We start from the raw sequence: 19,793 nt of genomic DNA on the forward strand, positions 1-19,793 counted from the left end.
TCTTCATATCCTGATTCCTTGCTCGTAGACCGAGGTGCCGTCGGGCACTTTCACCATGCCGCGGTTGAGCGCCATGATCAGCGCCACGATGCCGTCGATCCGCTCGCGGCTGCGGCGCTTGTTGGGCCGGTAGTTATCGTTGGTATCGCGCAGGAGCACGACGTTGCCGGCCATCCAGCGCAGCACCGGGTTGCCGCCGTGACCGAGCCGGGCCGACAGCACGAGGCCCTCGAGCTCCTTGCTCGGTGCGGTCAAGTGGGCGAAGTTCTGCGAGATCGGCACCGCGTTGACCCCCTCCTCGAGTAGCTCGACGGCGATCTTCGCGGCGTTCCACACGTCGTAGCCGACCTCGCCGAGCTCGAACTGGGCGGCGTCGCGCAGGATCTGCTGCTTGATCGCTTCCTGATCGATCACATTGCCCGGCGTTGCCGTCAGCCAGCCGGACTTGACCCACGCCGTATACGGCACGCGGTCCTTGCGGGCGCGCCGCTCGATGTTGTCCTCGGGCACGAAGAAGCGCGCCAGCACCCGCCACTGCGGATCGGCCACAGTCGGCTCGAACAGCAGGACCCAGGCCGCGATATCGGTCGTGCTGGCCAGATCGAGGCCACCGGTGCAGCGCCGCCCTTCCAGCAGCGACGGGTCGAAGGCCGCGCCGCCGCGGTCCCAGTCGTCGAGCGACAGCCAGGATTCCGCCTGCTGGGTCCAGACGTTGAGGTGCTTGGTCAGGAAATTGACCAGCGCCGCGGTCGAGATCGACGCCTTGCGGGCCGCGTCGCGCAGTGCCTCGAGCTTCACCGACACGCCGAGGTTCGGATTGGCCTTGATCCAGACGCGCTCGTCCCGCCAGTCGTCGTCCGCATCCAGCGTGTAGATCACGCCGCCGTGCGAATCGTCGTCGATCGCCCCCTCGAGCACCTGCACGGTGTAGCCGCGCTGCTCGAGGCAGATCGATCCTTCCTGATTGAATCCGGACGTGGTGATCGTCCAGATCAGCGGGTTCAACCGCGATCCGATGGCCGAGATCAGCACGTCCCACAGCGCCCGCGTCGGGTGCGCGTGGAACTCGTCGATGATCGCGCCGTGGATGTTGAGACCATCCTGCGTCTTGGCGTCGGCGCCGAGCGGCACGAACTTGTTGGCCGTGCCGCGGATGAACAGCTTGTTCTTGTGCTCGGTGATGACGCGACGAAGGTGCGGCGACTGCCGCACCATCATCTCGGCCTCGGCGTGCGTGATCTTGGCCTGGTCGAGCTTGGTCGCCGCGGTGTAGACCTCGGCGCCCGGCTCGCCATCGAACGCGAACAGGAACAGGCCGATGCCGGCCAGCTTGGTGCTCTTGCCGTTTTTCCGTGCGACTTCCTCGTACCAGGTGCGGAACCGCCTGGTGCCGTTGACCCGGCGCCAGCCGAACATCACCGCGATTTCGAACTGCTGCCACGGCGCCAGCGTCAATAGCTCGCCAGCCCATTCGCCCTTGCTGTGGCGCAAGTATTCGTGGAAGAAGCGGATGACGTACGCCGCATGATCCGGCCGCCACACCAAACCGCGCTTGGCGGCCTCCTTCATGTCCCGGTAGTGCCGCTCGACGTAGAGCCGGGTGTAGCGGCAAACCTCGATCCGCCCCTCGAGGACCGCGATACCGTAGTCGTCCCAGGGCTGGGCGACGTAGCCGGCCGGGATCAGTCCGCGGGTCGATCGCCGGCGAACGCCAGGATCTCGCGCAGCACCTCGTCGACCAGCTCCCCGCGCGCCATTGCTTTGTTCTTGGCGCATGAGTACACCGTCATCCCGTTCTTCTTCAGCAGCTCACGGATCTGGCGGGCGATCTTCACGCGGTTGTAGCTCGCGGACACCTCGTAGCTCCGGCCCGTTTCGCCGCTGACAGCGAAAGTGCGGCCCTTGTGGTCCGCGATCCACTGCTTACAGTCGAACCAGTCGGCAATCGCGCTGCTAAGCAGGGCCATCGACAGGCCCGCCGTGGAGAAATCGAAGCCGGCCGCGGTGAGCATCGGCATCAGATCGGCCCAAGCCCGCTTCTCCGCAGGCCGCATCGTCCAGGGCGGCAGCTCCGGCAGGCGGGCCATATCAACCCGGCTGTCGAGCGATACCAGCGGGTTGCCGAACAGCTCGCCCTGGTTGGTCGCGAGCCGGTCGATGGCCCGGATGCGCGAGAAAGCGACCACGGTCATGCCGGCCTCGTCGAGGTCCTTGAACACTTCGGCCCGCGCGCGCCGCTCGGCGCGCGACTCGTCCGTTTCGAGCGAACCCTTGTTCGAGTCCTCCTCGTAGCGCTCGCCTGCCTTCCGCACCAGGTCGGCGTACTCGCGCCAGGTGTCGATCTTGTCGGCCAGGATGGCCAGCCCGGCCAGCGCCGAACCGTAGTCGAGCTTCGCCGCCTCGAGCGCGCCGATCAGGTAGCGCCATACCGCGCGCGACCGTTTCGACCGCAGGAAGGTCGGCGGTTTGGGGGGCGGCCGAGCAATGGCCGCGCTTGCCGTTTGCAGGGCCATGACGGACCTCGTCGCGAGGCTGGACCTCAAAAATGACCCGGACGGGTCAGAGAGTGGGACCGGGGGCTGGTTTATACCCCCCCTATGAATTTTCACCGTGCGAATATTGGACGCTGACGCACGTTCGGGCCTGTCGCCCACCCCAGAGATTTGGCACCCCTACCCGCCGGCCACACACCCGGATGGTGCGCAGCCGCAGGGCGCCGTTCAGCGCCGCCGATTGCCGAAACCGCCGTCCGCCGCCGCCGTCTTGCGACTGTGGCACGACTGGCAAAGCGACTGGTGGTTCGCCGGATCATCAAAGCTGCCTCCATCGGCGACCGGCTTGATGTGGTCGACATGCGTCGCAGGCACTACAGCGCCGGAATCCAGGCAACCCTGACACAACGGCTGTCGCGCCAACTGCGCCGACCGCAGCCCCTGCCACCATGCCGAGTCGTACATACGCTTTCGCTCGGCACTCTCTACTGTTGGCACCGGACGCAGCACTGCGTCGCAACTCACGCAATATCGCGAGCCCCGCCGAGATCGGCCGGCGCAACCCGGCTTCGCACATGGACGGGAGGGTGCACTGGGCATGCGGGGCTCGATTAACTAGATGTTGCACGCCGCCGCTAGCGCAGAGGCGCGGGTCCGCCCGCCCGTGTGAGCCTCAAAGACGCCAGGGTCCCCGCCGATTTTGGCGCTCGGCCGGCCACACCGAAATGGCGCGGCAGCCGCCGACCCGGCCGACCGCCGCGGACGACAAAAAGCCCGGCACAGTGGCCGGGCTTCCTTTGCATCAGACGCAACACGCCTGATTAGCATTTTTAGTCTGCCTGCGTTTGGGCCTGCGTGTCAATTCCTCGTCGTCATCGCTCTTCTTTTCGATGAGATCGGGATAACGCTGTTCGATCCGCTCGTGCGCCGCGCTCAGGATCAGATCCAGCACCGCCGCCACGCTCTTGAAGTACCGATGGGCCGGCTCGCATGAGCGATTGATCTTGTCCGCGATGTCGCGAATGCCGACGCGCCCGTCCTGGTCGAACCACTTCCGGACGGCCACCCTGGCGCCGTCTATCCCGTACTGCTGCGGTACCGCGCCGATCAGGATGTACTCCATCGTCGCGCGCTCGGCGATCTCGCCGTATCGCAGGAAGAGCACCAGCTTGTGATCCAGTTGCATCGTGGACACGAAGCCCACTACCTGCAACGCCATCGCCCTGCTTTCGAGATAAGTCATCGACCCGCCACCACCGCCAGCGAGCCCGGCATTGCCGAGCGACGAGCGAGCGCCCGCGGAATCACCAGTAGCTGCGAATGCCCATGCGAGTAATGCGCTTGCAGACTTGAACGACACCATTGCCTCCGTATTCGTCAGGAGGCCCCTAGCCAGGTCGAGCCCGGCTTTATTGGTGTCGCGATTTTACTGGGTCAGTCGGAATTCTGCAGGAGGCTGTCGTTTCACCGACTGTTGGCACCTTGTTAAGGCCTTGTTATGCGCTGACAACTCCCTGAAAGCCTTATGCAGACTGGCTTTGTGAAGGGTGTGATGATTGTGAAGGGCATTTTGGGTTTCACGCGCGAGATATTTCCCTTTACCGCCATAAAAATAAAAAGGTGTGAGAGGAAGATTTTTCGCTCGTGCGCGGGCGCGCACATGCGTTTCCCCATCACACCCTTCACAAACCCGCGCCGTTGCTAGGTTTCAACCCATAACAAAGGCCATAACAAGCCCTTAACAAGGCCACCACAAAGGCCTCACTTGCGGGCGTGCCGCCGTTCAATTTCCGAAATCAACCCCCCAGGCGCCCGCCTTCACCCGGAAATTGACGATGTCCTGGCCCAACCAGACTTCTTCGGCAACGCCTTCCGGCCTCCGGCCGATCTTGAATACCGTCAACTGCCGCCGCTCCTTACTACCCGGCATAACAAACCACCGCGCAGCCTTCGGTATCTTGGCGGACATGATCTCGCTGAACTTGTTCGGCGGCATCTCGCGCTCGCCGCTCTGGCTGCACCAGTACGCGTAAGCGAGGCCCAGGTCACGGGCGGTGCAGCTACAGTACGGCAACCTGTCCTCAAGTCGCTCCCCGCCAATCTCGCCAGCCTGCCAGTCCCGCAGGAAGAGTTCCCACCCAGACAGCCCGTAGCTAATCACGCGCGCCTTCTCAGGCGTCATCATCGGCTTCGAGTGAGGGGTAAAGGGAACACGCACGGGCGTTGCCCCCTCGGCCAGCGCCGCGCCATCGGCGTCGACCAGCTCACCGAACTGATCCACCTTGCAGCACGTCAACGGGTGGGCCAGCAAGAAGGCATAGAACGCCTGCACGCCGCCGCGCGCGAGCTCGTACTCGACCTTGGCCTGCAGTTCCTCGGTGAACTTCTCCGCCGGCCAGACTACCAGGAAGCGCCGGTCACCGCGCTCGACGTGGAACGGCTGGACGCTGTTCGACAAGAACACGCCGTTCATGTGGTTTTCCTCCTCCCACGCGTCGACGAATTTCTTCTCGATCATGTGGGTCTTGCCGGTCACCATCTGCTTGAGCGTGCCGGTGTGGCTGTACCGCTGGTTGCTCGACAGGACCTCCTCGAACAAGCAGAACAGCTTGCGCGATCTCCAGCCGGTGTACTGGCTGTCCAGCTGGTGTTGGCTCAGCGTCGAGGCGTATTCACCGTAAATCGGCTTGATCACCCGTTCGAAAAACAAGCTCTTACCCGAGCCGTGGACATCGCCGTGCATGAGTATGGCCGTGTCGAGCTTTGCGCCAACGTGCTGGAGCGGATAGGCCAGCCAACACAGAATCCAGTTGATAACTTCGACGCGGTGGTTGCACAACCACGCCAACAGCCCAATGATCGCCTCGCACCCACTGAACTTGCCCCAAGCCTCGAACGGGTCGGCATAGCGCTCAATGCCAGGCGGGAACGCCGGCGTGAGCGGCAAGCCGCGGAACAGGTTGATGTGCGTTTCCGGGTTGACGCGCTGCGTCGGATCGAACACCAGGTGCTCGAACGGCAATACACGCCGGCGCGGGCTGTTCACCCACGTCTTGTACCAGTCGCCCAGCGCCAGCTTCAGCGCGCTGTTGCTGATCACCTTGAGCAGCTTGGCATCCCAGATGCTGTCGGATCCGTCGAGGTACACGTACCGCGCCATGAACTCGCCGAACTGCAGGCTCTCACCCTGCTCGGCAGCCTCCTTTTCACCCTTCAGGCGGGCTACATCGGCCGCCAGGATCGTTCGCTTGTCGTCGCGCGCCAACCAGGCGTCGACAAGCTTCCTATCGCCGACCAGCGCCACTAGCGCAGGCCGCCCCATCTCGGTCTTGTTCAGGTCGCACCAGAACCGGTTCTTGCCGACGATCAGCGCATAGTGGCGCAAGAGGCGCTCCGGCCAAATCGACGCCACCTCCTCCCCCGCCCCCTTGTCGGTGTCGGCGCCAACTGGCGCCCCCGCCTCAGCGGAGGGAGTGGGAGGCGCAGATTCCGGCCCCGGTCCGTCGTCGACAAAGGAGGGTGAGGGAGGAAGAGCAGCCGGCTCCGCCGGCGGACCTTGGATTACCTCGAGCAACTGCGTGCGCAGCTGCTCGAGGCCCTCATGCACGTGCAGGTCGTTGTAATCGGTGAGCTGGGGCAGCGCGCTGTCCTCGCGCGTCGCGCGCCGGGGCACGCTGAACCGGGGCAGTACCACGCGCGCATTGCCGACCGCTACCGCTGCCAGGTCGGCCTTGAGCCGTCCGGTGTGGTTCGGGGTACCGTCTTTCCTGGGCAGATAGTCGTCGTCGGCCAGGAACACGATGGGGGACTTGGGGAAGCGCGCACGGAAGATCGACGCGACATGCCCCAGGTTGCCGGCGTTGCAGGCCATCACCACCGGATGCCGGTAGCCCAGTCCCTCGCGCACACTGGCGCAGGTCGCATAGCCTTCGGCGATCAGGATCGGGTCGCCGTCGACGGGCATATCGCCTAGCAACAGCGCCGCCCCGTCCATCGCCATGCCCTTGTTGAACCGCTTGTCGCCGCCGTCGGGCTGGCGCTCGCCGGCGATCTTCTGGCTTCCGACGACCTCACCGGCGCCGCGGCCATAGTGGTACAGCAGCAGGATGATCCAGCCCTGCCAGTCCGGCAGGGACATGAAGCGCACGCCTTCGGCGCGCGCAACCTGTTTTCGAACTAGGTAGGCGGACGCTCCTTCGGGCTGCGACTTGTTCCACTGGTCGCGTGCCCGATTGGCTGCGCGGTGTGCCTCGTCAGCGATCCGCGCAGCCTCCTCGCGCTGCTTGGCCTCGCGTTCGCGCTTTAACGTGGACCACTCCTCGGCGGAGAGGCGCTCCCTGACCGAACTTTCAGGCTCGACCTTCCATGGCCCGTCGCCACCGACACCGAAAGTGCCGTAGCTGACCATCTGCTCGCCGCTCTTGGCGGTGTAACCAAAGAGCTTGTAGAACGCCTTGCGCCCTGGGCCATAGCGGACCCATCGGCCTGTATCCAACTTGAGGTCCTGCGGTGAAATAGGCGGTAGCCCAGCAGCCAACATCTGCTGGACCACCCCGTCGAGCGTCGCGCCCATAGTCGCCTCAGAATCGGGTGGTTTGGGCCTCGCGGAGCGCCTTGCGCTTCGCCTGGGCAATTTTCTGCAGCGCCGGCCGCAATCGTTCGGCGCTGTCGGGGTAGTGGTGGATCAGCCACCGGTAGACCTCGCGGCAGTACGACGGCGCGCTGGTCGCCTCGCATACCTCGAGCACGGCCCGCTCGTGTGGGTGGGCGGTATTCAACGCCGACCCGCCATCACCGCGCGCACCAGACGCTGGATCCGGCGCCGCTTGCGGAGGATTTCCTGCCAGCTGCGCCGGCGCTTGTTGCGCTCGTGCAGGCGGTGGGCCGCCTCGAGCGTGGGGTCACGGTGCACGCTTGCCATCGGCCTTACCTCCCAGCCACTCGATTAGGTCGTGTAGGAGCCGGCGACCGGCCTCGCGCCGCTCGCCGACGGGCCGATACCTGATGCCGCGCGCCTGCCGCTGCAAGGTGCGCTGGTCGAACTCGGGATCACGCGTCGGCTTCACGGCAGATTTCCGTCACGGTGTAGCCGTACTTCCTCGCCAAGGCTTCGCGGACCAGGTCGGGCTCGAGGTCGACGGCGTCGCAGGCGACCTGCAGGCCGACCCGGCAACGCTTGCCGAAAAGGAAGCGCAGCGCGCCTTCACCGTCGGCGCGCGCCGTCGACGTCACACCACCGACCGGCTTGCCGGCAAGCCACGCCGGCAGGTAGCGGTCGAGGTCCTCGACGGACATGCGCAGCACCTCGGCCCACATGCTGCGCATGCCACCCAGGCCTTTGTCGGGGATGATCAGGTCGGCATCCTCGATGCGGATAATCTGGCCCATCTCACGAGCCCTCCGCGGACACGACCGTACCGGCAAGCGCCTGCTGGACGTCGCGAGTCCCGAACACAGCCAGCGCCAGGCCGACGAACTCCCGCGCCGCGGCGCTCAGGTCCGCTACGTCGGTCTGCAGTACCTTGCATTCGCGCACGTCGATTTGGCCGTCCTTGATGGCCCGTTCGAAATCCGCCGACATCTGGCCCATGCGCATCACGCACTTGTTCAGGGCCTGGGCCAGGTCGCCACGCGTCGCTTCGGCCGGCGGTAGCTTGACGAACACGCCCCCGCAGTCGTGCGCCCACGCCTCGACGATCGCCGTGCTATCGCAGAGCAGCTGCATGTCATGCACATGGTCCACATCGAGGCGGGCGCCGCGGTGGCCCAGCAGCCGTTGTCGCAGACCTTCGCCACCACCACCGATTGCCAACGCGGCGGCCATCGCGTCGAGACCTCCCGAATACTGCCGCGCCAGAACGGCTGCGGCACTGCGTAGAGCTGTTGTCAACCTACACCTCCGTATGTAGCGCGCCCCGGGGTGCGGCGGTACATTGCACCCGACGACGCAGGTAGAAAAAAGCCGACGGGCAGGTCGGCGAACTGGCGCGCTGACGAGGAGCACCAGAGGGGCAAACGAACGACGAGCAGCTAGGCTGCTTGCTTGAAATCTGGGTGGTCAGGAGGAAGTAGATGCGGATACAAAGGGGCCAGCTCGGGCCAGATCAGCCACCAATCTTCTCGGCGCATCTCCGGCCTCGTCACTTGCCCGCCCAAAGCCCTCTCAATCTCGACCGCCTTGATCGGCGGAACTGAACCGTGAATCCACTGGCTCACGAGGGCTTGAGATACCTGGAACTGGCGGGCGAACTGATGCTGCCGAGTCTCGGTCCGCTCTAGGTACGTTTGGATGTCCATGCAGCGACATTATCAGCGCTGCTAATTTTTTTCAATATCAGCAGTGCTGTTTTGCACTCATAAGCAAAGCTAATAGAGTCACGAGATGGCACAACGACGAACAGTTAGCCCCGAAGGAACCCAGGCAGCAGCACGCCTGAAGGCAGCCTGGGAGCGCTTTAGAGAGGCTCAATACGGGGTCACGGGCCGGACCGTGACGCAGGAAGAGGCGGCCCTTGCGATTGGGTTCAGCAGCCAGTCCGCTCTAAACCAGTACCTCAACGGAAAAATCGAGCTCAACCTCGACGCCCTCACAAGGATCTGCGCCTATATCGCTCCGCACGGAGAGCCACAAGAGATCGCCCCACACCTAGTACAGGGTCGACAGGTCATGCTCCCCGCCATCGTCACCAGCACTCATTCCGGGCCAGCCAGAACGCGCCGAATTCATGCGCTTCTTGGACCGCAAGTCCGCGACGAAACAGCCGAGAACCTGGACAGAATGCTCACCGCCACCCGCACAGGGGAACTCACCGACGACGACTGGGTGCATATACTGTGGTTTGCTGAACGCCTACGGACACGGCGCCAGCCAAGTCAAACCTAAAGCACAGAGGGAGGATATGTTGAAGCCAACCATCGCAGCCCTAGCAGTTGCCGCCATCGCGATGCCAGCCACAGCAATCAACAAGTGCGTCGACTCAGCCGGCAAGATCACCTTTAGCGACACTCCATGCCCTACCAGCGACAAGTCGACCAACATCAAGATTCGACCCAGCACCGGCAACGCCGCCCCAGCCAATGCACAACCCGCAAGTACGGATCGACCCCTAACGGCCGGCGAGCGGCTAGTTGAAGAGGCACGACAACTGGACCGATCGAAGAAGAGATCGGAAGTAGAAGCCTCAATCGCCAAACTGGACAGGGACTACGAAAATCTCGCGGCGAGCATGCAGGCAGACCTAGACGCGTTGAAAGCCAAGAAATCCCGCGCCAAGAACAACCTGGCCGGCGCCACATGGGAGCAGAGCATCAGTACCGAGATGCAAGCAATCACGACCTCCTACGACAATCGCATGAAGACAAATCGAGAACAGGCCAACCGCCTACGCGAGCAACTGAAGTAGCCACCGCCCCACCCAGCAGCCGCAGCCCGCCAGTTGGCGGGCTTTTTCTCGCTCAGAATTATTAGCACAGCTGTTTACATTAAAAATTAGCAGTGCTAATGTTTTCTCACCCAGCTTGATAAGCAAGCACGATGAGGAGCGAGCGATGCCCAACCAGACCAACCAGAAGCTCAGCCAGGCCCGCGCAAGACGCGCCATCCTGGACCTGGCTTGCATGTCCATTTCCCCGAGAACGAGCAACAACAGGCCCTGCGCTTCTTGCCCAACCTTGCGGTTGCAAGGGTGGACCGCCTCATCGACGAAGCTGTGCGGAAGACGAAGCAGATTGTTCTCAACGCCGCTCTCATCAAGGAAATGGAAGAAGTCGCGGCGAGCTTGAACGCGGACGGTACCGCTAAGAATCTGGTCGTCTGCCCAAACTACAACTCCATAACCTTCTGGATGCAGATCAACTGCCAGGAAGACCTCGACAACCTGGCCTCTCACTTACACGCAATCGGCTATAGCGCCAGGCGCACCCCCGAAGGTGACGCAGGCTATTCGGCATTTGCCCTCACCAGTGCTGCCGGCGTAGAGGTCCCGCTGACCATCCTTGTTCACAGGTCTGTCAACGCATCTGCGCTGACACCCAAGCGCAAGGTGGCGAAGAAGGGTGGTGCAGCGTGACCTACACCACCTACGGCGAGGACTACCACGTCGCCCCGCGCGCCGAATCCTGCCCCATCCTCGGCCGGCCGCGCGCCGAATGCCGCTGCGATGCCTGCGAAGCCGCCCGTGCTTCGGCATACCCGTCCGACGTCGAAAGCGACGGGGGTGAGCTGTGAGCCGCCACATCGTCCTCGACATCGAAACGCTCGATACGGTCGCTACGGCGAGGATCCTGTCGGCCGCCATGCTGTGGGTCGACGTCGACCACGGCGAGGTCGACGTCATCAAGTCGATGACACTGTCCATCGCGACTGACTCGCAACCTGACCGCACCGCCAGCGCGGCGACGCGGGATTGGTGGGGCAAGCAACCGCTGGAAGCCCGGCACGCAGCCTTCGCCGCCAAGAGCCCGATCCCGCTGCAAAACGCCGTGCGCATGATCGCGCAGCAGCTCGAGGCTGACCCCGCCCCGATCTGGGGCAATGGCAGCGACTTCGACAACGCGACGCTCGCGCACGCGTTTGCCCAGCAGGGGCTGGAATGGCCGTTCCGCCTCAACCGCTGCTTGCGGACGTTGCGCGCCACCGTCGACGCGCTCCGCCCGGGCTTCCGCCCGCCCGTTCGGCCGCCTGAGCTGATCCCCCACATCGCGCAGTACGACGCCCGCTACGAGGCCACCTGCCTCGCAGCCCTGCTGCACGCGCTCGATTAATCCCTCGCTCCTCCGATTTGGCCTCGCGAGAGGCCGCTTTTTCGGGCCGGCTCATCGAGTCGGCCAGAGCAAGCGGCATCGACCCCAGGAGATCGCCATGGTGATTGCGCTGTACCTCGACTGCACCCCCGCCGCGTGGCGCGCCTCGATGGCCGCCGCCGGTTTCGACAGTGTGCGCGTCCGCCGACTGGCAGGCCGCGTCGTCCTGATCGCGAGCCACTGATCATGCGCCGCGACGACGTGCACGAACTACCCACCACGCCGGCCTTGCCGCCGCAGACCGCGCCCGAGGCGCCGGCCAGCCGCATCGCGCTGGTGCTTGGCGCGCTGGCGCTGCTGTCGACGATGCTCACCGATTGCACCGAGCCGCAGGCCCGTCCGGCCGCCGCACGCCAGACCACCGCGGAGGTACGGCCATGACACTCGACCTGCAAGCGATGCTGTCCCGCATCTCCAACAACGCCGGCCGCGGCTACCTGACAAAGGCGGAGCTCGATGACATGGCCTTGGCCGGCAACACCGTCGCCGAGGCCGGCCGCCGCGCAGGCGCCGGGCAGGCCGTCGACGCCGCAGCCACCTGGTCGCGCCTGGCCATCCGCCTCGCGTCTGCCGGAGATCGCCAGCGCGTAACGCTGCGCGACGGCGACCTCGAATCGATTCGTGCCGGCGCTTACGTGCTGGGCTGGCTGATGCGCGACCAGCCGCCCGGCGCGATCGACCAAGCCTACGAGCGGGTGATGGGGCTCACAGCCTGCGGGCTCCGGCCACGGTACCTGACCAGCGCGCACCCGCGGTTTCGGTCGCTCAGACGCCTGTTTCGCCGCGCGGCACACCTGTGAGATCTGATATGGAAACCATTCACGTCGTCAGCCTTTCTGGCGGCAAAGACAGCACGGCTACTGCGCTGATCGCACTCGAGCTACATGGCCACGAGCGGTGCCGATTCGTCTTCGCCGACACCGGCAATGAGCACGAGTCGACCTACACCTATGCCCTGGAATACCTCCCACGCGCGCTCGGCATACAAGTAGACGTGGTTCGCGCCAGCTTTGCCGACGAATTCGCCACCAAGCGAACCAATCTCGCCCGGCTCGCCGCCGGCGAGCCGGAAGTTGCTGTCTACGGTCGCCGCCAATTCAAGTACGCGTGGACCGCGGACGCCGCAGCTCGGGCGTTGGAATTACTCCATCCAACGGGGAACCCGTTTCTGGATTTATGCATGCTCAAGGGCGGCTTTCCCGCACGCCGGCGCCAGTACTGCACCCAGTATCTCAAGCGCAACCCCATCACCGAGTACCAGATCGATTTGATCGACCAGGGCTATCACGTCGAGTCATGGCAAGGCGTGCGCGCCAACGAATCCGAGGCCCGCCGCTGGCTTGCGCAATACGAATACCTGGGCGGTGGCTTGTCGGTGTATCGCCCAATCCTGCGCTGGCACGTCGAAGACGTGTTCGACGCTCACCGCGCCGTCGGCATCGAGCCGAATCCCCTCTACCGACAAGGCATGAACCGAGTGGGATGCATGCCCTGCATCAACTGCAGCAAAGGCGAACTCACTGAGATTGCCCGCCGATTTCCGCATCACATCGCCCGCATCGCGGAATGGGAGCGCCTGGTGCAGAGCGTCTGCCGGCCCGAGGCACCGGCGACCTTCTTCCACTCCCAAAAGAACGGCGCAGCCGGCGTTGCCGCCGCTGTTCAGTGGGCCCGCACAGACCGCGGCGGCAAGCAGTTCTCCTTGCTGACCGATGTCGAGCCTACTGCCTGCGCCTCGGCCTATGGCCTCTGCGAATAACCGACTTCCCTCGCTCCTCAATTTGGCTGCGCAAGCGGCCGCTTTTTCGGGCCGGTTCCCTGAGCCGGCCAGCAAGAGCCAAACCCCACGACCGGAGCCCGCCATGTGGTTCAAGAACCTACAGCCGTACCGCATCACCGATCCCACCAAGATCGACCTCGCCAACCTCGACGCCGAGTTGAAGAAGCGCAGCTTCGTGCCGGCTGGCACGACCGACCGCATGGTGGCGGGATGGATTCCGCCGGCGCCCCACACGCCCGACGTCTTCGCCTACACCCAGTCGGGCGCCGCGCTGGTCGCACTCAAGACCGAAGAGAAGCTGTTGCCGCCGAGCGTCGTGAAAGAGGCCGCAGACAAGCGCGCCGCCGAGATCGAGGCCAAGGAGCTGCGCAAGCTCGGCAAGAAGGAGCTGAAGGAGATTCGTGAGCGGATCGCCGAGGAGCTGCTGCCGCGCGCCTTCTCGCGCTCGCGCGTGCTGCGCGCCGTCATCGACCCCGTCGGGGGCTGGATCTGGATCGACAGCTCGGCGCCGGCCAAGGCCGAGCAGCTGGTGCAGTTCCTGCGCGAAACGCTGGGCTCGCTGCCGACCAAACGGGCAGAGACCCAGCTCGACCCGGTGACGGCCATGAGCACCTGGCTCGAGCACGGCGCCCCGCCCGGCTACTCGCTGGACGATCGCGTGCGTCTCAACGTGCCCGGCACCGGCGGCGGCCAGGTCGCGTGCTCCGGCCTCGACCTCAACGCCGACGAGGTCAAGTCGCACCTGAAGACGGGCAAGGTGGTGCGGGAGCTGGCCCTCACGTGGGGCGATCGCATCGCCTTCGTACTGACCGAGAAGCTGCAGCTCAAGCGGCTGCAGTTCCTCGACCTGCTGCAGGACCAGATCAAGCAGGCCGACGCCGAAGACGCTGCCGCGCTGTTCGACGCCTGCCTGGCGCTGCAGATCCTCGAGGGCCGCGCGTACCTGGCGGCGGTGATCGAGGCGCTGGGCGGCGAGCTGGGCCAGGAGAAGAACCATGACTGACCAGGAACTGCTGGAACTGGCAGCAAAAGCGGCAAGCTTGCGTATCAGCAATCGCTTGACGGCCGGCGGGCTGATGGTGTGCAGCAAGGCACGGCCTTCGCCGCACAAATGGAATCCCCTCGCCAGCGATAGCGACGCCATGCGGCTGGCGGTCCACCTCGACATGACGACGCGCTTCTACGGCAATGCCTGCGCCCAGGCCACGCGGCCGGGCGGCCCTGCCGCCTACGAGACCGTGGACTATTCGGGCGGCGACCGCATGGCGGCCGCGCGCCGCGCCATCGTACTTGCCGCGGCAGTGATGGGGAGGGCGCCGTCGCCCCGCCCGTGCAGCAGGCCGAGCAGCACCGCCTGCGATGACCAACTACGGGAGGCCGATCATGGCTGACCGCACGGGCATCGAATGGACCAACGCGACCTGGAATCCCGTCACCGGCTGCACAAAGGTCAGTCAGGGTTGCAAGCATTGCTACGCGAAGCACCAGATCTGGCCGCGCCTGTCGGCCATGCCTAACACGGTCTACCACGGCCGCGAATTTGAGCAGGTGGAGTGCCATCTCGAGCGCCTGGCCCAGCCGCTGCGCTGGGCCAAGCCGCGCCGAATCTTCGTCAACTCGATGTCCGATCTGTTCCACGAGGCCGTGCCGGACGATTTCATCATCGACGTATTCGAGACGATGGCGCATGCCCAGCAGCACACCTTCCAGGTCCTGACGAAACGGCCGGCACGCATGGCGTACCTGCTGGGCCTGCAGAGCTGGGATGTGCAGATGGAGATACGCGACCGGCTCAAATACACCCCCGCCGCGGATACGCTCCAATGGCCCCTCCCCAATGTCTGGCTCGGCGTGAGCGTCGAGGACCAAGCCACGGCCGACGAGCGCATTCCGCTGCTGCTACAAGCACCGGCGGCCGTGCGGTGGATCAGCGCCGAGCCTTTGCTTGGGCCGGTGACCATTTTCGACCTCGACGGCCCAGTTGACGTCGCCGAGGGCATGGCGTCGCCCATCCACTGGGTGGTGGCAGGCGGCGAGTCCGGGCCTGGCGCCCGACCGATGAGCATACGGTGGGCGCGCGACCTCCGCGATCAGTGCGCCGCAGCAAGCGTGCCGTTCCTGTTCAAGCAATGGGGAGAGTGGGCTCCTGCGAGAGTTCGGCCGAGCGAGACATCAGGTCAATTCGCGTTCGGTGATTACGAGCATCAACCCGATCGCTTCGTCCTTACCGACCGATACCCGCGAGCCTTCACCAGCTTCGGCGCTCGCGCCATTGTCGAGCGCGTCGGAAAGAAGACCGCTGGCAGGCTGCTGGATGGGCACCTCCACGACGCCTATCCGGAGGTGCGCCATGGCTGATCGTGCACCCTTCACCACCGACGGCTGCAGCGGCGGTATGAGCTGGATCTGGCGCCGCGTGCTGCGCCGGCGGCCGCCGTGGGAGCACGCGTGCGTCTCTCACGACTTGGCGTACTGGCGCGGCGGCTCCGCGGCGGACAGGCGGCACGCCGACGCGATGCTGGCTGCCCGGGTCTGCATGAACGGCCACCCCGTCTGGGCCTTCACGATGTGGCTTGCCGTCCGGATCGGCGGCCACCCCCTTCTCCCGACGCCGTGGCGCTGGGGCTACGGCTTTCCCTATCCGACGAGCTATCGCAAATGATTCAGACCGAAATCACCCACTTCCATTTCTGCTGCGGGCTCGGCGGTGGCGCGGCCGGCATGAACGACGCCAACCCGCGCGTCGGCAACCTGCAGGCGAAATTCGTATGCCTTGGCGGCATCGACAACGACCCGGCCGCCATCCGCGACTTCGAGCGTCTCACCGGTGTCGCCGGCACCGTGATGGACCTGTTCACGCGCCAGCAGTACACCGCGTTTCACGGCAAAGAGCCACCACACGGCTGGACGGAGGCAACGCCGGCGGACATCCGGCGCGCGGCCCAGAACCGCCGGCCTGACATCGTCTGCATCTCGTCGCCCTGCAAGGCCGCCTCGGGCCTCACGCCCGAGAGCCTGAGCATCACCCCGAAGTACGTTGCGCTGAACGAGCTCACGCTGCGGTGCGTCTGGCTGATGCTCGAGGCGTGGGCAGACGATCCCGTCCCGCTGATCGTGTTCGAAAACGTCCCGCGGCTGGCATCCCGAGCTCGGCACCTGCTCGACCAGATCATCGCGCTGTTCGCCGCATACGGATACGTCGCGAACGAAACCAAGCACGACTGCGGCCAGATCGGCAGGCTGGCCCAGAGTCGCAAGCGCTTCCTCATGGTGGCCAGGCACGCGGCGACAGTGCCGCCGTTCCTGTACGAGCCGGAGCAGCACCGCCTGCAGGGCGTGGGCACGGTCCTCGGCCGTATGCCGCTACCAGGTGATCGCACCGGAGGCCCGATGCATCGCGTGCCAGCGCTGCAGTTCAAAACCTGGGTGCGCCTAGCCTTCGTCGAAGCTGGCAAGGACTGGCGGAGCCTTGAGCGCCTTGCGGTCGAGAACGGGCACCTGCGCGACTACCTGATCGTGCCAGCTCGGCACGACGGCTACCTCGGCGTGCGCCGCCGGGACGAACACACTGGCGCCGTCTGTGGCGCCAGCGGGCCGAGCAACGGCGCATTCTCGGTCGCAGATCCACGGCCGGTCGGCATGGCCGAATACAGCCAGTACGGCGTGCTCGAATGGGAGCGGCACGCTGGTGCTATCAGCGGCCAATCAAAGCCCGGTGGTGGCAGCTATTCGGTGGCCGACCCGCGCGTCGACGGCGTGCGCCACAACAACGTCTTCCGGGTCGTGCCGTTCGACGAGCCGGCCGGCACCGTCACCGGTGGCGTCGGACCAACCAGCGGTGGCCAGGCTGTCGCCGATCCACGGCGGGCCGGCCCTACCTTCGGCAAATACGCGGTGACGGACTGGGCCAGCCACGCCGGCACGGTGATCGCTGGCAGCACGACCGGACAGGGCGCGTACGCAGTGGCCGACCCGCGATCGGGTCTTAACCGCGGGCGCGGCGACCACTACCTAACCGGCGGCCACTACGGCGTGGTCGGCTGGGACGAACACAGCGGCGCCGTCACTGCGGCTGCCTGCCACGACAACGGCCGATGGTCCGTGGCCGACCCTCGCATGCCGGCGAGCAATGACCGTCTGGTCGCCGTCATTCAGTCGCTGGACGGCACTTGGCATCGCCCATTCACGACGCTCGAGATGGCCGCCCTGCAGAGCCTGATCGAGCCCGAGGAATACCTCGAGCTCGACGGTTTGAACGACGAGGCATGGCGCGAACGGATCGGCAACGCGATCCCGCGCAAGGCCGCCAAGGCGATCGGCGAGGTGATGGGCACCACGCTGCTGCTGGCCAGGTCCGGGGAGACTTTCGTGCTCGGCTCGACGCCAATCTGGGTCCGCGACGTGGCCCTGGCGCTCACCCTGCCCGGCAACCTCGAGGGGCTGGCGCCATGACGAAGTTGGAAAACCAGTGCTATTTCGGGGACTGCCGCGAGCTGCTACCGGCCATGGCGCAGGAAGGGCTGAAGGCCCAAATGTGTGTCACGAGCCCGCCGTATTTCGGCCTTCGGGACTACGGGGTCAACGGCCAGATCGGTCTCGAGGGAACGCCAGAGCAGTACATCGAGCACCTCGTTGAGGTTTTCCGCCACGTGCGCCAAATCTTGAGCGACGACGGCACGCTGTGGCTGAACATCGGGGACAGCTATGCCGGTGGTGGAAATGGCGGTGGCGGCAGCTTCGCGATCGACGGCATCCGAGGGGCTCGGCTGGGCGCCGACAAGAATAAGGCCCTCCGCAAGAACGCTCGGGGTGCCGTGGGCACTTGCAAACCGAAGGACTTGATCGGCATCCCGTGGATGCTGGCATTCGCTCTGCGCGCCGATGGCTGGTACCTGCGCCAGGACATCATCTGGTCCAAGCCGAATCCGATGCCGGAAAGCGTGCGCGACCGCTGCACGAAGGCGCACGAGTACCTGTTCCTGCTGAGCAAGTCCCCGCGGTACTTCTTCGATAGCGATGCCCTTCGCGAACCGGCCGCGGAATCGAGCCGACAGCGATGGACACAGGACATCGAGGCCCAGGCTGGAAGCGACCGGGTGCCGGGCAAAACCAACGGGCCGATGAAGGCAGCGGGGGGGGCTCGCAGCAGCCGCAACAGCTTCGCCCGAGCCACCAAGGACACCAGCGGCCAGTCAGGGCAGAAGCCCCAGCACCGCGAAGACCGTCCGGACGTCCACTACGACCAGGTACGCAACAAGCGCAGCGTCTGGACGGTGGCCACACAGTCGTACAGCGGCGCCCACTTCGCGACATTCCCGGAGGCACTGGTCGAGCCGTGCATTCTCGCCGGCAGCAGGGCCGGCGACATGGTGATCGACCCATTTTTCGGCAGCGGCACGACTGGGCAGGTTGCTCAGCGACTGGGCCGGAAATTCATCGGGTGCGAGCTGAACCGCAGCTACGAATCGCTCCAAGCTCAGCGGCTGCGCCAGCTTGGTCTAGTGCTGCACAAAGAAGCTACTGCCAATGTTTGAAGACGAGGCCGACCACATGAAAAACGCCAACATCAGCGCGGTGTCACACCAAGGGCTCAGCATTGTAGACAGCGCCGGCCGGCCAGCGCGCCTGGCGATCGTAGATCAGGACGGCACCATCATCGATGACGGACCCGAAATCGCACGGACAGTCTGGGAAGTGTCCCTACAGAGCTACCGTAACTACCTGCGCGGACAAGGCTACCTGCGTGTCCACGCGGCCCCACCCGGCGCGGACATCCAGCAACCGAAGGCTGCGGCGTAACCACCCAGCCGATAACGCAAAGCCCAGCATCGCTGGGCTTTTTTCTTCGTCGCGCCAAAGTATAGATTCAGAATCTTATGGGCAACCAAGGCTAACAAATCCGACTTTGGGGCGTGCATGTACGTCTATCCTTCGTCAAAAAGCAGGCGGGCGTGTCGCTCGACACGCCCGCCATCGGGAAAAGCGATTTTAAATCAGAGAACTAAGGCCGTCACTTCTTGTCGCTGCCGGCCGGCGGGAAACCGAAGCCCGACCACATGTTCTTGGCGCGGTCCTGCAGCTGCTGCTGCATCTCGACGAACATATTGGTGCTCTGCTCGAGGTAGCTGGTCATCATGTTCTGCATGGCCGGCGCCTGGAACTTCATGAACTCGCCCCACAGGTTGGCGTTGGCCGCCATCGGGTTGTCGCCGCCGTAGACCGACTTGGACTGGTCCTGCAGGCGCTGCTGCATCTGGCTGAACAGCTGCAGGTTCTTTTCCAGGTAGTTGCCCATCAGGCCCTGCATCGCGTGGCCGTAGAAGCGGATGATCTGGGTCAGCACGTCGTAGGTGAACATCGGCGCGCCGCCGCTTTCCTCTTCGAGGATGATCTGCAGCAGCACGCTGCGGGTGATGTCCTCGTGGGTCTTGGCGTCCTCGACCACGATCTCGACATTGTCGAGAACGAGCTGTTTGACGTCGTCGAGCGTGATGTAACAGCTGGTGGCGGTGTCGTAGAGGCGGCGGTTGGGGTACTTCTTGATCACGCGCTTGTCGTTGTTGTCAGCCAAGTTTGTCTCCGTGTTGTTCTGCGAATCAATGACTTAACATGCAAACCGGCGTATGCTGCATTGCAGCACCATTTCTTGACGGTGCCGGATTCGATTCCTAGAATGAATCCTGTTGTGCGAAGCAGCATAACTATATACGCAAGGCGTC

27 protein-coding genes are annotated in these 19,793 nt (G+C 64.7%); 16 read left to right on the forward strand and 11 right to left on the reverse strand.

Features of this window, described 5'->3' with window-relative positions; translation table 11 throughout:
* Positions 1-3: 3 nt before the first annotated feature.
* The 10 genes from H9L41_RS13365 to H9L41_RS26180 all read right to left on the reverse strand — a co-directional run bounded on the left by H9L41_RS13365 (position 4) and on the right by H9L41_RS26180 (position 8,789).
* Positions 4-1,776: a terminase large subunit gene (locus H9L41_RS13365; protein WP_084300438.1), complete on the reverse strand. Its 1,773-nt coding sequence runs from the start codon at positions 1,774-1,776 to the stop codon at positions 4-6.
* Positions 1,683-2,513 carry a hypothetical protein gene (locus H9L41_RS13370; RefSeq protein WP_028446891.1) on the reverse strand — a complete coding sequence of 277 codons (831 nt, stop codon included), beginning with the start codon at positions 2,511-2,513 and terminating at the stop codon, positions 1,683-1,685. The genes H9L41_RS13365 and H9L41_RS13370 overlap by 94 nt, the downstream gene beginning before the upstream one ends.
* A 207-nt stretch (positions 2,514-2,720) precedes the next feature.
* Positions 2,721-2,957, reverse strand: a complete 237-nt coding sequence (locus tag H9L41_RS13375; protein ID WP_169730207.1) for an HNH endonuclease — start codon at positions 2,955-2,957, stop codon at positions 2,721-2,723.
* Between the two features lie 337 nt (positions 2,958-3,294).
* A complete protein-coding gene (locus tag H9L41_RS13380; protein ID WP_157462029.1) occupies positions 3,295-3,855 on the reverse strand; it encodes a hypothetical protein in 561 nt (186 codons plus the stop codon).
* A 420-nt stretch (positions 3,856-4,275) separates the two neighbouring features.
* On the reverse strand, positions 4,276-7,065 hold the full coding sequence (locus H9L41_RS13385) for a DUF5906 domain-containing protein (protein ID WP_051319156.1): 2,790 nt from the start codon (positions 7,063-7,065) through the stop codon (positions 4,276-4,278).
* A gap of 7 nt (positions 7,066-7,072) precedes the next feature.
* The gene (locus H9L41_RS13390; protein WP_157462028.1) at positions 7,073-7,240 is read right to left on the reverse strand and encodes a hypothetical protein; all 168 of its coding nucleotides are present in this window, start codon (positions 7,238-7,240) and stop codon (positions 7,073-7,075) included.
* A 26-nt stretch (positions 7,241-7,266) separates the two neighbouring features.
* Entirely contained in the window at positions 7,267-7,413 is a 147-nt protein-coding gene (locus tag H9L41_RS13395; RefSeq protein WP_157462027.1) for a hypothetical protein, read from the reverse strand.
* Positions 7,414-7,541: 128 nt separating this feature from the next.
* Positions 7,542-7,880, reverse strand: a complete 339-nt coding sequence (locus tag H9L41_RS13400; RefSeq protein WP_028446888.1) for a hypothetical protein — start codon at positions 7,878-7,880, stop codon at positions 7,542-7,544.
* A 1-nt stretch (position 7,881) separates the two neighbouring features.
* A complete protein-coding gene (locus H9L41_RS13405; protein WP_308417328.1) occupies positions 7,882-8,316 on the reverse strand; it encodes a phage regulatory CII family protein in 435 nt (144 codons plus the stop codon).
* Between the two features lie 206 nt (positions 8,317-8,522).
* A complete protein-coding gene (locus H9L41_RS26180; RefSeq protein WP_051319155.1) occupies positions 8,523-8,789 on the reverse strand; it encodes a transcriptional regulator in 267 nt (88 codons plus the stop codon).
* A gap of 85 nt (positions 8,790-8,874) precedes the next feature.
* Between H9L41_RS26180 and H9L41_RS26185 the strand changes: the two genes are divergently transcribed.
* The 16 genes from H9L41_RS26185 to H9L41_RS13490 all read left to right on the forward strand — a co-directional run bounded on the left by H9L41_RS26185 (position 8,875) and on the right by H9L41_RS13490 (position 18,873).
* Positions 8,875-9,375, forward strand: a complete 501-nt coding sequence (locus H9L41_RS26185; RefSeq protein ID WP_157462025.1) for a helix-turn-helix domain-containing protein — start codon at positions 8,875-8,877, stop codon at positions 9,373-9,375.
* Positions 9,332-9,895 carry a DUF4124 domain-containing protein gene (locus H9L41_RS13425; RefSeq protein WP_265583772.1) on the forward strand — a complete coding sequence of 188 codons (564 nt, stop codon included), beginning with the start codon at positions 9,332-9,334 and terminating at the stop codon, positions 9,893-9,895. Before H9L41_RS26185 ends, H9L41_RS13425 begins: the two co-directional genes overlap by 44 nt.
* 210 nt (positions 9,896-10,105) lie before the next feature.
* Positions 10,106-10,561 (forward strand): hypothetical protein, encoded by a 456-nt coding sequence (locus H9L41_RS13430; RefSeq protein WP_187523403.1) that lies wholly within the window; start codon positions 10,106-10,108, stop codon positions 10,559-10,561.
* Positions 10,558-10,719, forward strand: coding sequence for a hypothetical protein (locus H9L41_RS13435; protein WP_157462024.1), 162 nt, complete (start codon positions 10,558-10,560; stop codon positions 10,717-10,719). The genes H9L41_RS13430 and H9L41_RS13435 overlap by 4 nt, the downstream gene beginning before the upstream one ends.
* Entirely contained in the window at positions 10,716-11,255 is a 540-nt protein-coding gene (locus H9L41_RS13440; protein ID WP_028446885.1) for a 3'-5' exonuclease, read from the forward strand. Before H9L41_RS13435 ends, H9L41_RS13440 begins: the two co-directional genes overlap by 4 nt.
* A gap of 97 nt (positions 11,256-11,352) precedes the next feature.
* Positions 11,353-11,478 carry a hypothetical protein gene (locus H9L41_RS24825; protein WP_265583773.1) on the forward strand — a complete coding sequence of 42 codons (126 nt, stop codon included), beginning with the start codon at positions 11,353-11,355 and terminating at the stop codon, positions 11,476-11,478.
* Between the two features lie 2 nt (positions 11,479-11,480).
* Complete coding sequence (locus tag H9L41_RS13445; RefSeq protein ID WP_028446884.1) at positions 11,481-11,675, forward strand: hypothetical protein; 195 nt, start codon at positions 11,481-11,483, stop codon at positions 11,673-11,675.
* The gene (locus H9L41_RS13450; protein ID WP_028446883.1) at positions 11,672-12,094 is read left to right on the forward strand and encodes a hypothetical protein; all 423 of its coding nucleotides are present in this window, start codon (positions 11,672-11,674) and stop codon (positions 12,092-12,094) included. The genes H9L41_RS13445 and H9L41_RS13450 overlap by 4 nt, the downstream gene beginning before the upstream one ends.
* A gap of 8 nt (positions 12,095-12,102) precedes the next feature.
* Positions 12,103-13,053 carry a phosphoadenosine phosphosulfate reductase domain-containing protein gene (locus H9L41_RS13455; RefSeq protein ID WP_034607391.1) on the forward strand — a complete coding sequence of 317 codons (951 nt, stop codon included), beginning with the start codon at positions 12,103-12,105 and terminating at the stop codon, positions 13,051-13,053.
* Between the two features lie 103 nt (positions 13,054-13,156).
* Positions 13,157-14,077, forward strand: coding sequence for a recombination-associated protein RdgC (locus tag H9L41_RS13460; protein WP_034607389.1), 921 nt, complete (start codon positions 13,157-13,159; stop codon positions 14,075-14,077).
* Positions 14,070-14,465, forward strand: coding sequence for a hypothetical protein (locus H9L41_RS13465; protein WP_051319154.1), 396 nt, complete (start codon positions 14,070-14,072; stop codon positions 14,463-14,465). The genes H9L41_RS13460 and H9L41_RS13465 overlap by 8 nt, the downstream gene beginning before the upstream one ends.
* Positions 14,458-15,432 carry a DUF5131 family protein gene (locus tag H9L41_RS13470; protein WP_028446881.1) on the forward strand — a complete coding sequence of 325 codons (975 nt, stop codon included), beginning with the start codon at positions 14,458-14,460 and terminating at the stop codon, positions 15,430-15,432. The genes H9L41_RS13465 and H9L41_RS13470 overlap by 8 nt, the downstream gene beginning before the upstream one ends.
* Entirely contained in the window at positions 15,425-15,736 is a 312-nt protein-coding gene (locus H9L41_RS13475) for a hypothetical protein (protein ID WP_051319153.1), read from the forward strand. Before H9L41_RS13470 ends, H9L41_RS13475 begins: the two co-directional genes overlap by 8 nt.
* Complete coding sequence (locus H9L41_RS13480) at positions 15,733-17,526, forward strand: DNA cytosine methyltransferase (RefSeq protein ID WP_028446880.1); 1,794 nt, start codon at positions 15,733-15,735, stop codon at positions 17,524-17,526. Before H9L41_RS13475 ends, H9L41_RS13480 begins: the two co-directional genes overlap by 4 nt.
* Positions 17,523-18,608, forward strand: a complete 1,086-nt coding sequence (locus tag H9L41_RS13485; protein WP_187523404.1) for a DNA-methyltransferase — start codon at positions 17,523-17,525, stop codon at positions 18,606-18,608. Before H9L41_RS13480 ends, H9L41_RS13485 begins: the two co-directional genes overlap by 4 nt.
* Positions 18,601-18,873 carry a hypothetical protein gene (locus tag H9L41_RS13490; protein WP_051319151.1) on the forward strand — a complete coding sequence of 91 codons (273 nt, stop codon included), beginning with the start codon at positions 18,601-18,603 and terminating at the stop codon, positions 18,871-18,873. The genes H9L41_RS13485 and H9L41_RS13490 overlap by 8 nt, the downstream gene beginning before the upstream one ends.
* A 211-nt stretch (positions 18,874-19,084) precedes the next feature.
* On the opposite strand, the gene phaR is transcribed toward H9L41_RS13490, so the two are convergent.
* Complete coding sequence (gene phaR, locus H9L41_RS13495; RefSeq protein ID WP_028446878.1) at positions 19,085-19,645, reverse strand: polyhydroxyalkanoate synthesis repressor PhaR; 561 nt, start codon at positions 19,643-19,645, stop codon at positions 19,085-19,087.
* Positions 19,646-19,793 lie beyond the last annotated feature (148 nt).

Source organism: Chitinimonas koreensis (assembly GCF_014353015.1).
GTDB lineage: Bacteria > Pseudomonadota > Gammaproteobacteria > Burkholderiales > Chitinimonadaceae > Chitinimonas > Chitinimonas koreensis.

What these genes read in the sequence shown, in the direction of transcription:
- H9L41_RS13365 (WP_084300438.1), bottom strand. Translation starts at nt 1,776, where the DNA reads ATGCGCCAAGAACAAAGCAATGGCGCGCGGGGAGCTGGTCGACGAGGT.
- H9L41_RS13370 (WP_028446891.1), bottom strand. Translation starts at nt 2,513, where the DNA reads ATGGCCCTGCAAACGGCAAGCGCGGCCATTGCTCGGCCGCCCCCCAAA.
- H9L41_RS13375 (WP_169730207.1), bottom strand. Translation starts at nt 2,957, where the DNA reads ATGTACGACTCGGCATGGTGGCAGGGGCTGCGGTCGGCGCAGTTGGCG.
- H9L41_RS13380 (WP_157462029.1), bottom strand. Translation starts at nt 3,855, where the DNA reads ATGGTGTCGTTCAAGTCTGCAAGCGCATTACTCGCATGGGCATTCGCA.
- H9L41_RS13385 (WP_051319156.1), bottom strand. Translation starts at nt 7,065, where the DNA reads ATGGGCGCGACGCTCGACGGGGTGGTCCAGCAGATGTTGGCTGCTGGG.
- H9L41_RS13395 (WP_157462027.1), bottom strand. Translation starts at nt 7,413, where the DNA reads ATGGCAAGCGTGCACCGTGACCCCACGCTCGAGGCGGCCCACCGCCTG.
- H9L41_RS13400 (WP_028446888.1), bottom strand. Translation starts at nt 7,880, where the DNA reads ATGGGCCAGATTATCCGCATCGAGGATGCCGACCTGATCATCCCCGAC.
- H9L41_RS13405 (WP_308417328.1), bottom strand. Translation starts at nt 8,316, where the DNA reads ATGGCCGCCGCGTTGGCAATCGGTGGTGGTGGCGAAGGTCTGCGACAA.
- H9L41_RS26180 (WP_051319155.1), bottom strand. Translation starts at nt 8,789, where the DNA reads ATGGACATCCAAACGTACCTAGAGCGGACCGAGACTCGGCAGCATCAG.
- H9L41_RS26185 (WP_157462025.1), top strand. Translation starts at nt 8,875, where the DNA reads ATGGCACAACGACGAACAGTTAGCCCCGAAGGAACCCAGGCAGCAGCA.
- H9L41_RS24825 (WP_265583773.1), top strand. Translation starts at nt 11,353, where the DNA reads ATGGTGATTGCGCTGTACCTCGACTGCACCCCCGCCGCGTGGCGCGCC.
- H9L41_RS13445 (WP_028446884.1), top strand. Translation starts at nt 11,481, where the DNA reads ATGCGCCGCGACGACGTGCACGAACTACCCACCACGCCGGCCTTGCCG.
- H9L41_RS13450 (WP_028446883.1), top strand. Translation starts at nt 11,672, where the DNA reads ATGACACTCGACCTGCAAGCGATGCTGTCCCGCATCTCCAACAACGCC.
- H9L41_RS13455 (WP_034607391.1), top strand. Translation starts at nt 12,103, where the DNA reads ATGGAAACCATTCACGTCGTCAGCCTTTCTGGCGGCAAAGACAGCACG.
- H9L41_RS13460 (WP_034607389.1), top strand. Translation starts at nt 13,157, where the DNA reads ATGTGGTTCAAGAACCTACAGCCGTACCGCATCACCGATCCCACCAAG.
- H9L41_RS13465 (WP_051319154.1), top strand. Translation starts at nt 14,070, where the DNA reads ATGACTGACCAGGAACTGCTGGAACTGGCAGCAAAAGCGGCAAGCTTG.
- H9L41_RS13470 (WP_028446881.1), top strand. Translation starts at nt 14,458, where the DNA reads ATGGCTGACCGCACGGGCATCGAATGGACCAACGCGACCTGGAATCCC.
- H9L41_RS13475 (WP_051319153.1), top strand. Translation starts at nt 15,425, where the DNA reads ATGGCTGATCGTGCACCCTTCACCACCGACGGCTGCAGCGGCGGTATG.
- H9L41_RS13480 (WP_028446880.1), top strand. Translation starts at nt 15,733, where the DNA reads ATGATTCAGACCGAAATCACCCACTTCCATTTCTGCTGCGGGCTCGGC.
- H9L41_RS13485 (WP_187523404.1), top strand. Translation starts at nt 17,523, where the DNA reads ATGACGAAGTTGGAAAACCAGTGCTATTTCGGGGACTGCCGCGAGCTG.
- H9L41_RS13490 (WP_051319151.1), top strand. Translation starts at nt 18,601, where the DNA reads ATGTTTGAAGACGAGGCCGACCACATGAAAAACGCCAACATCAGCGCG.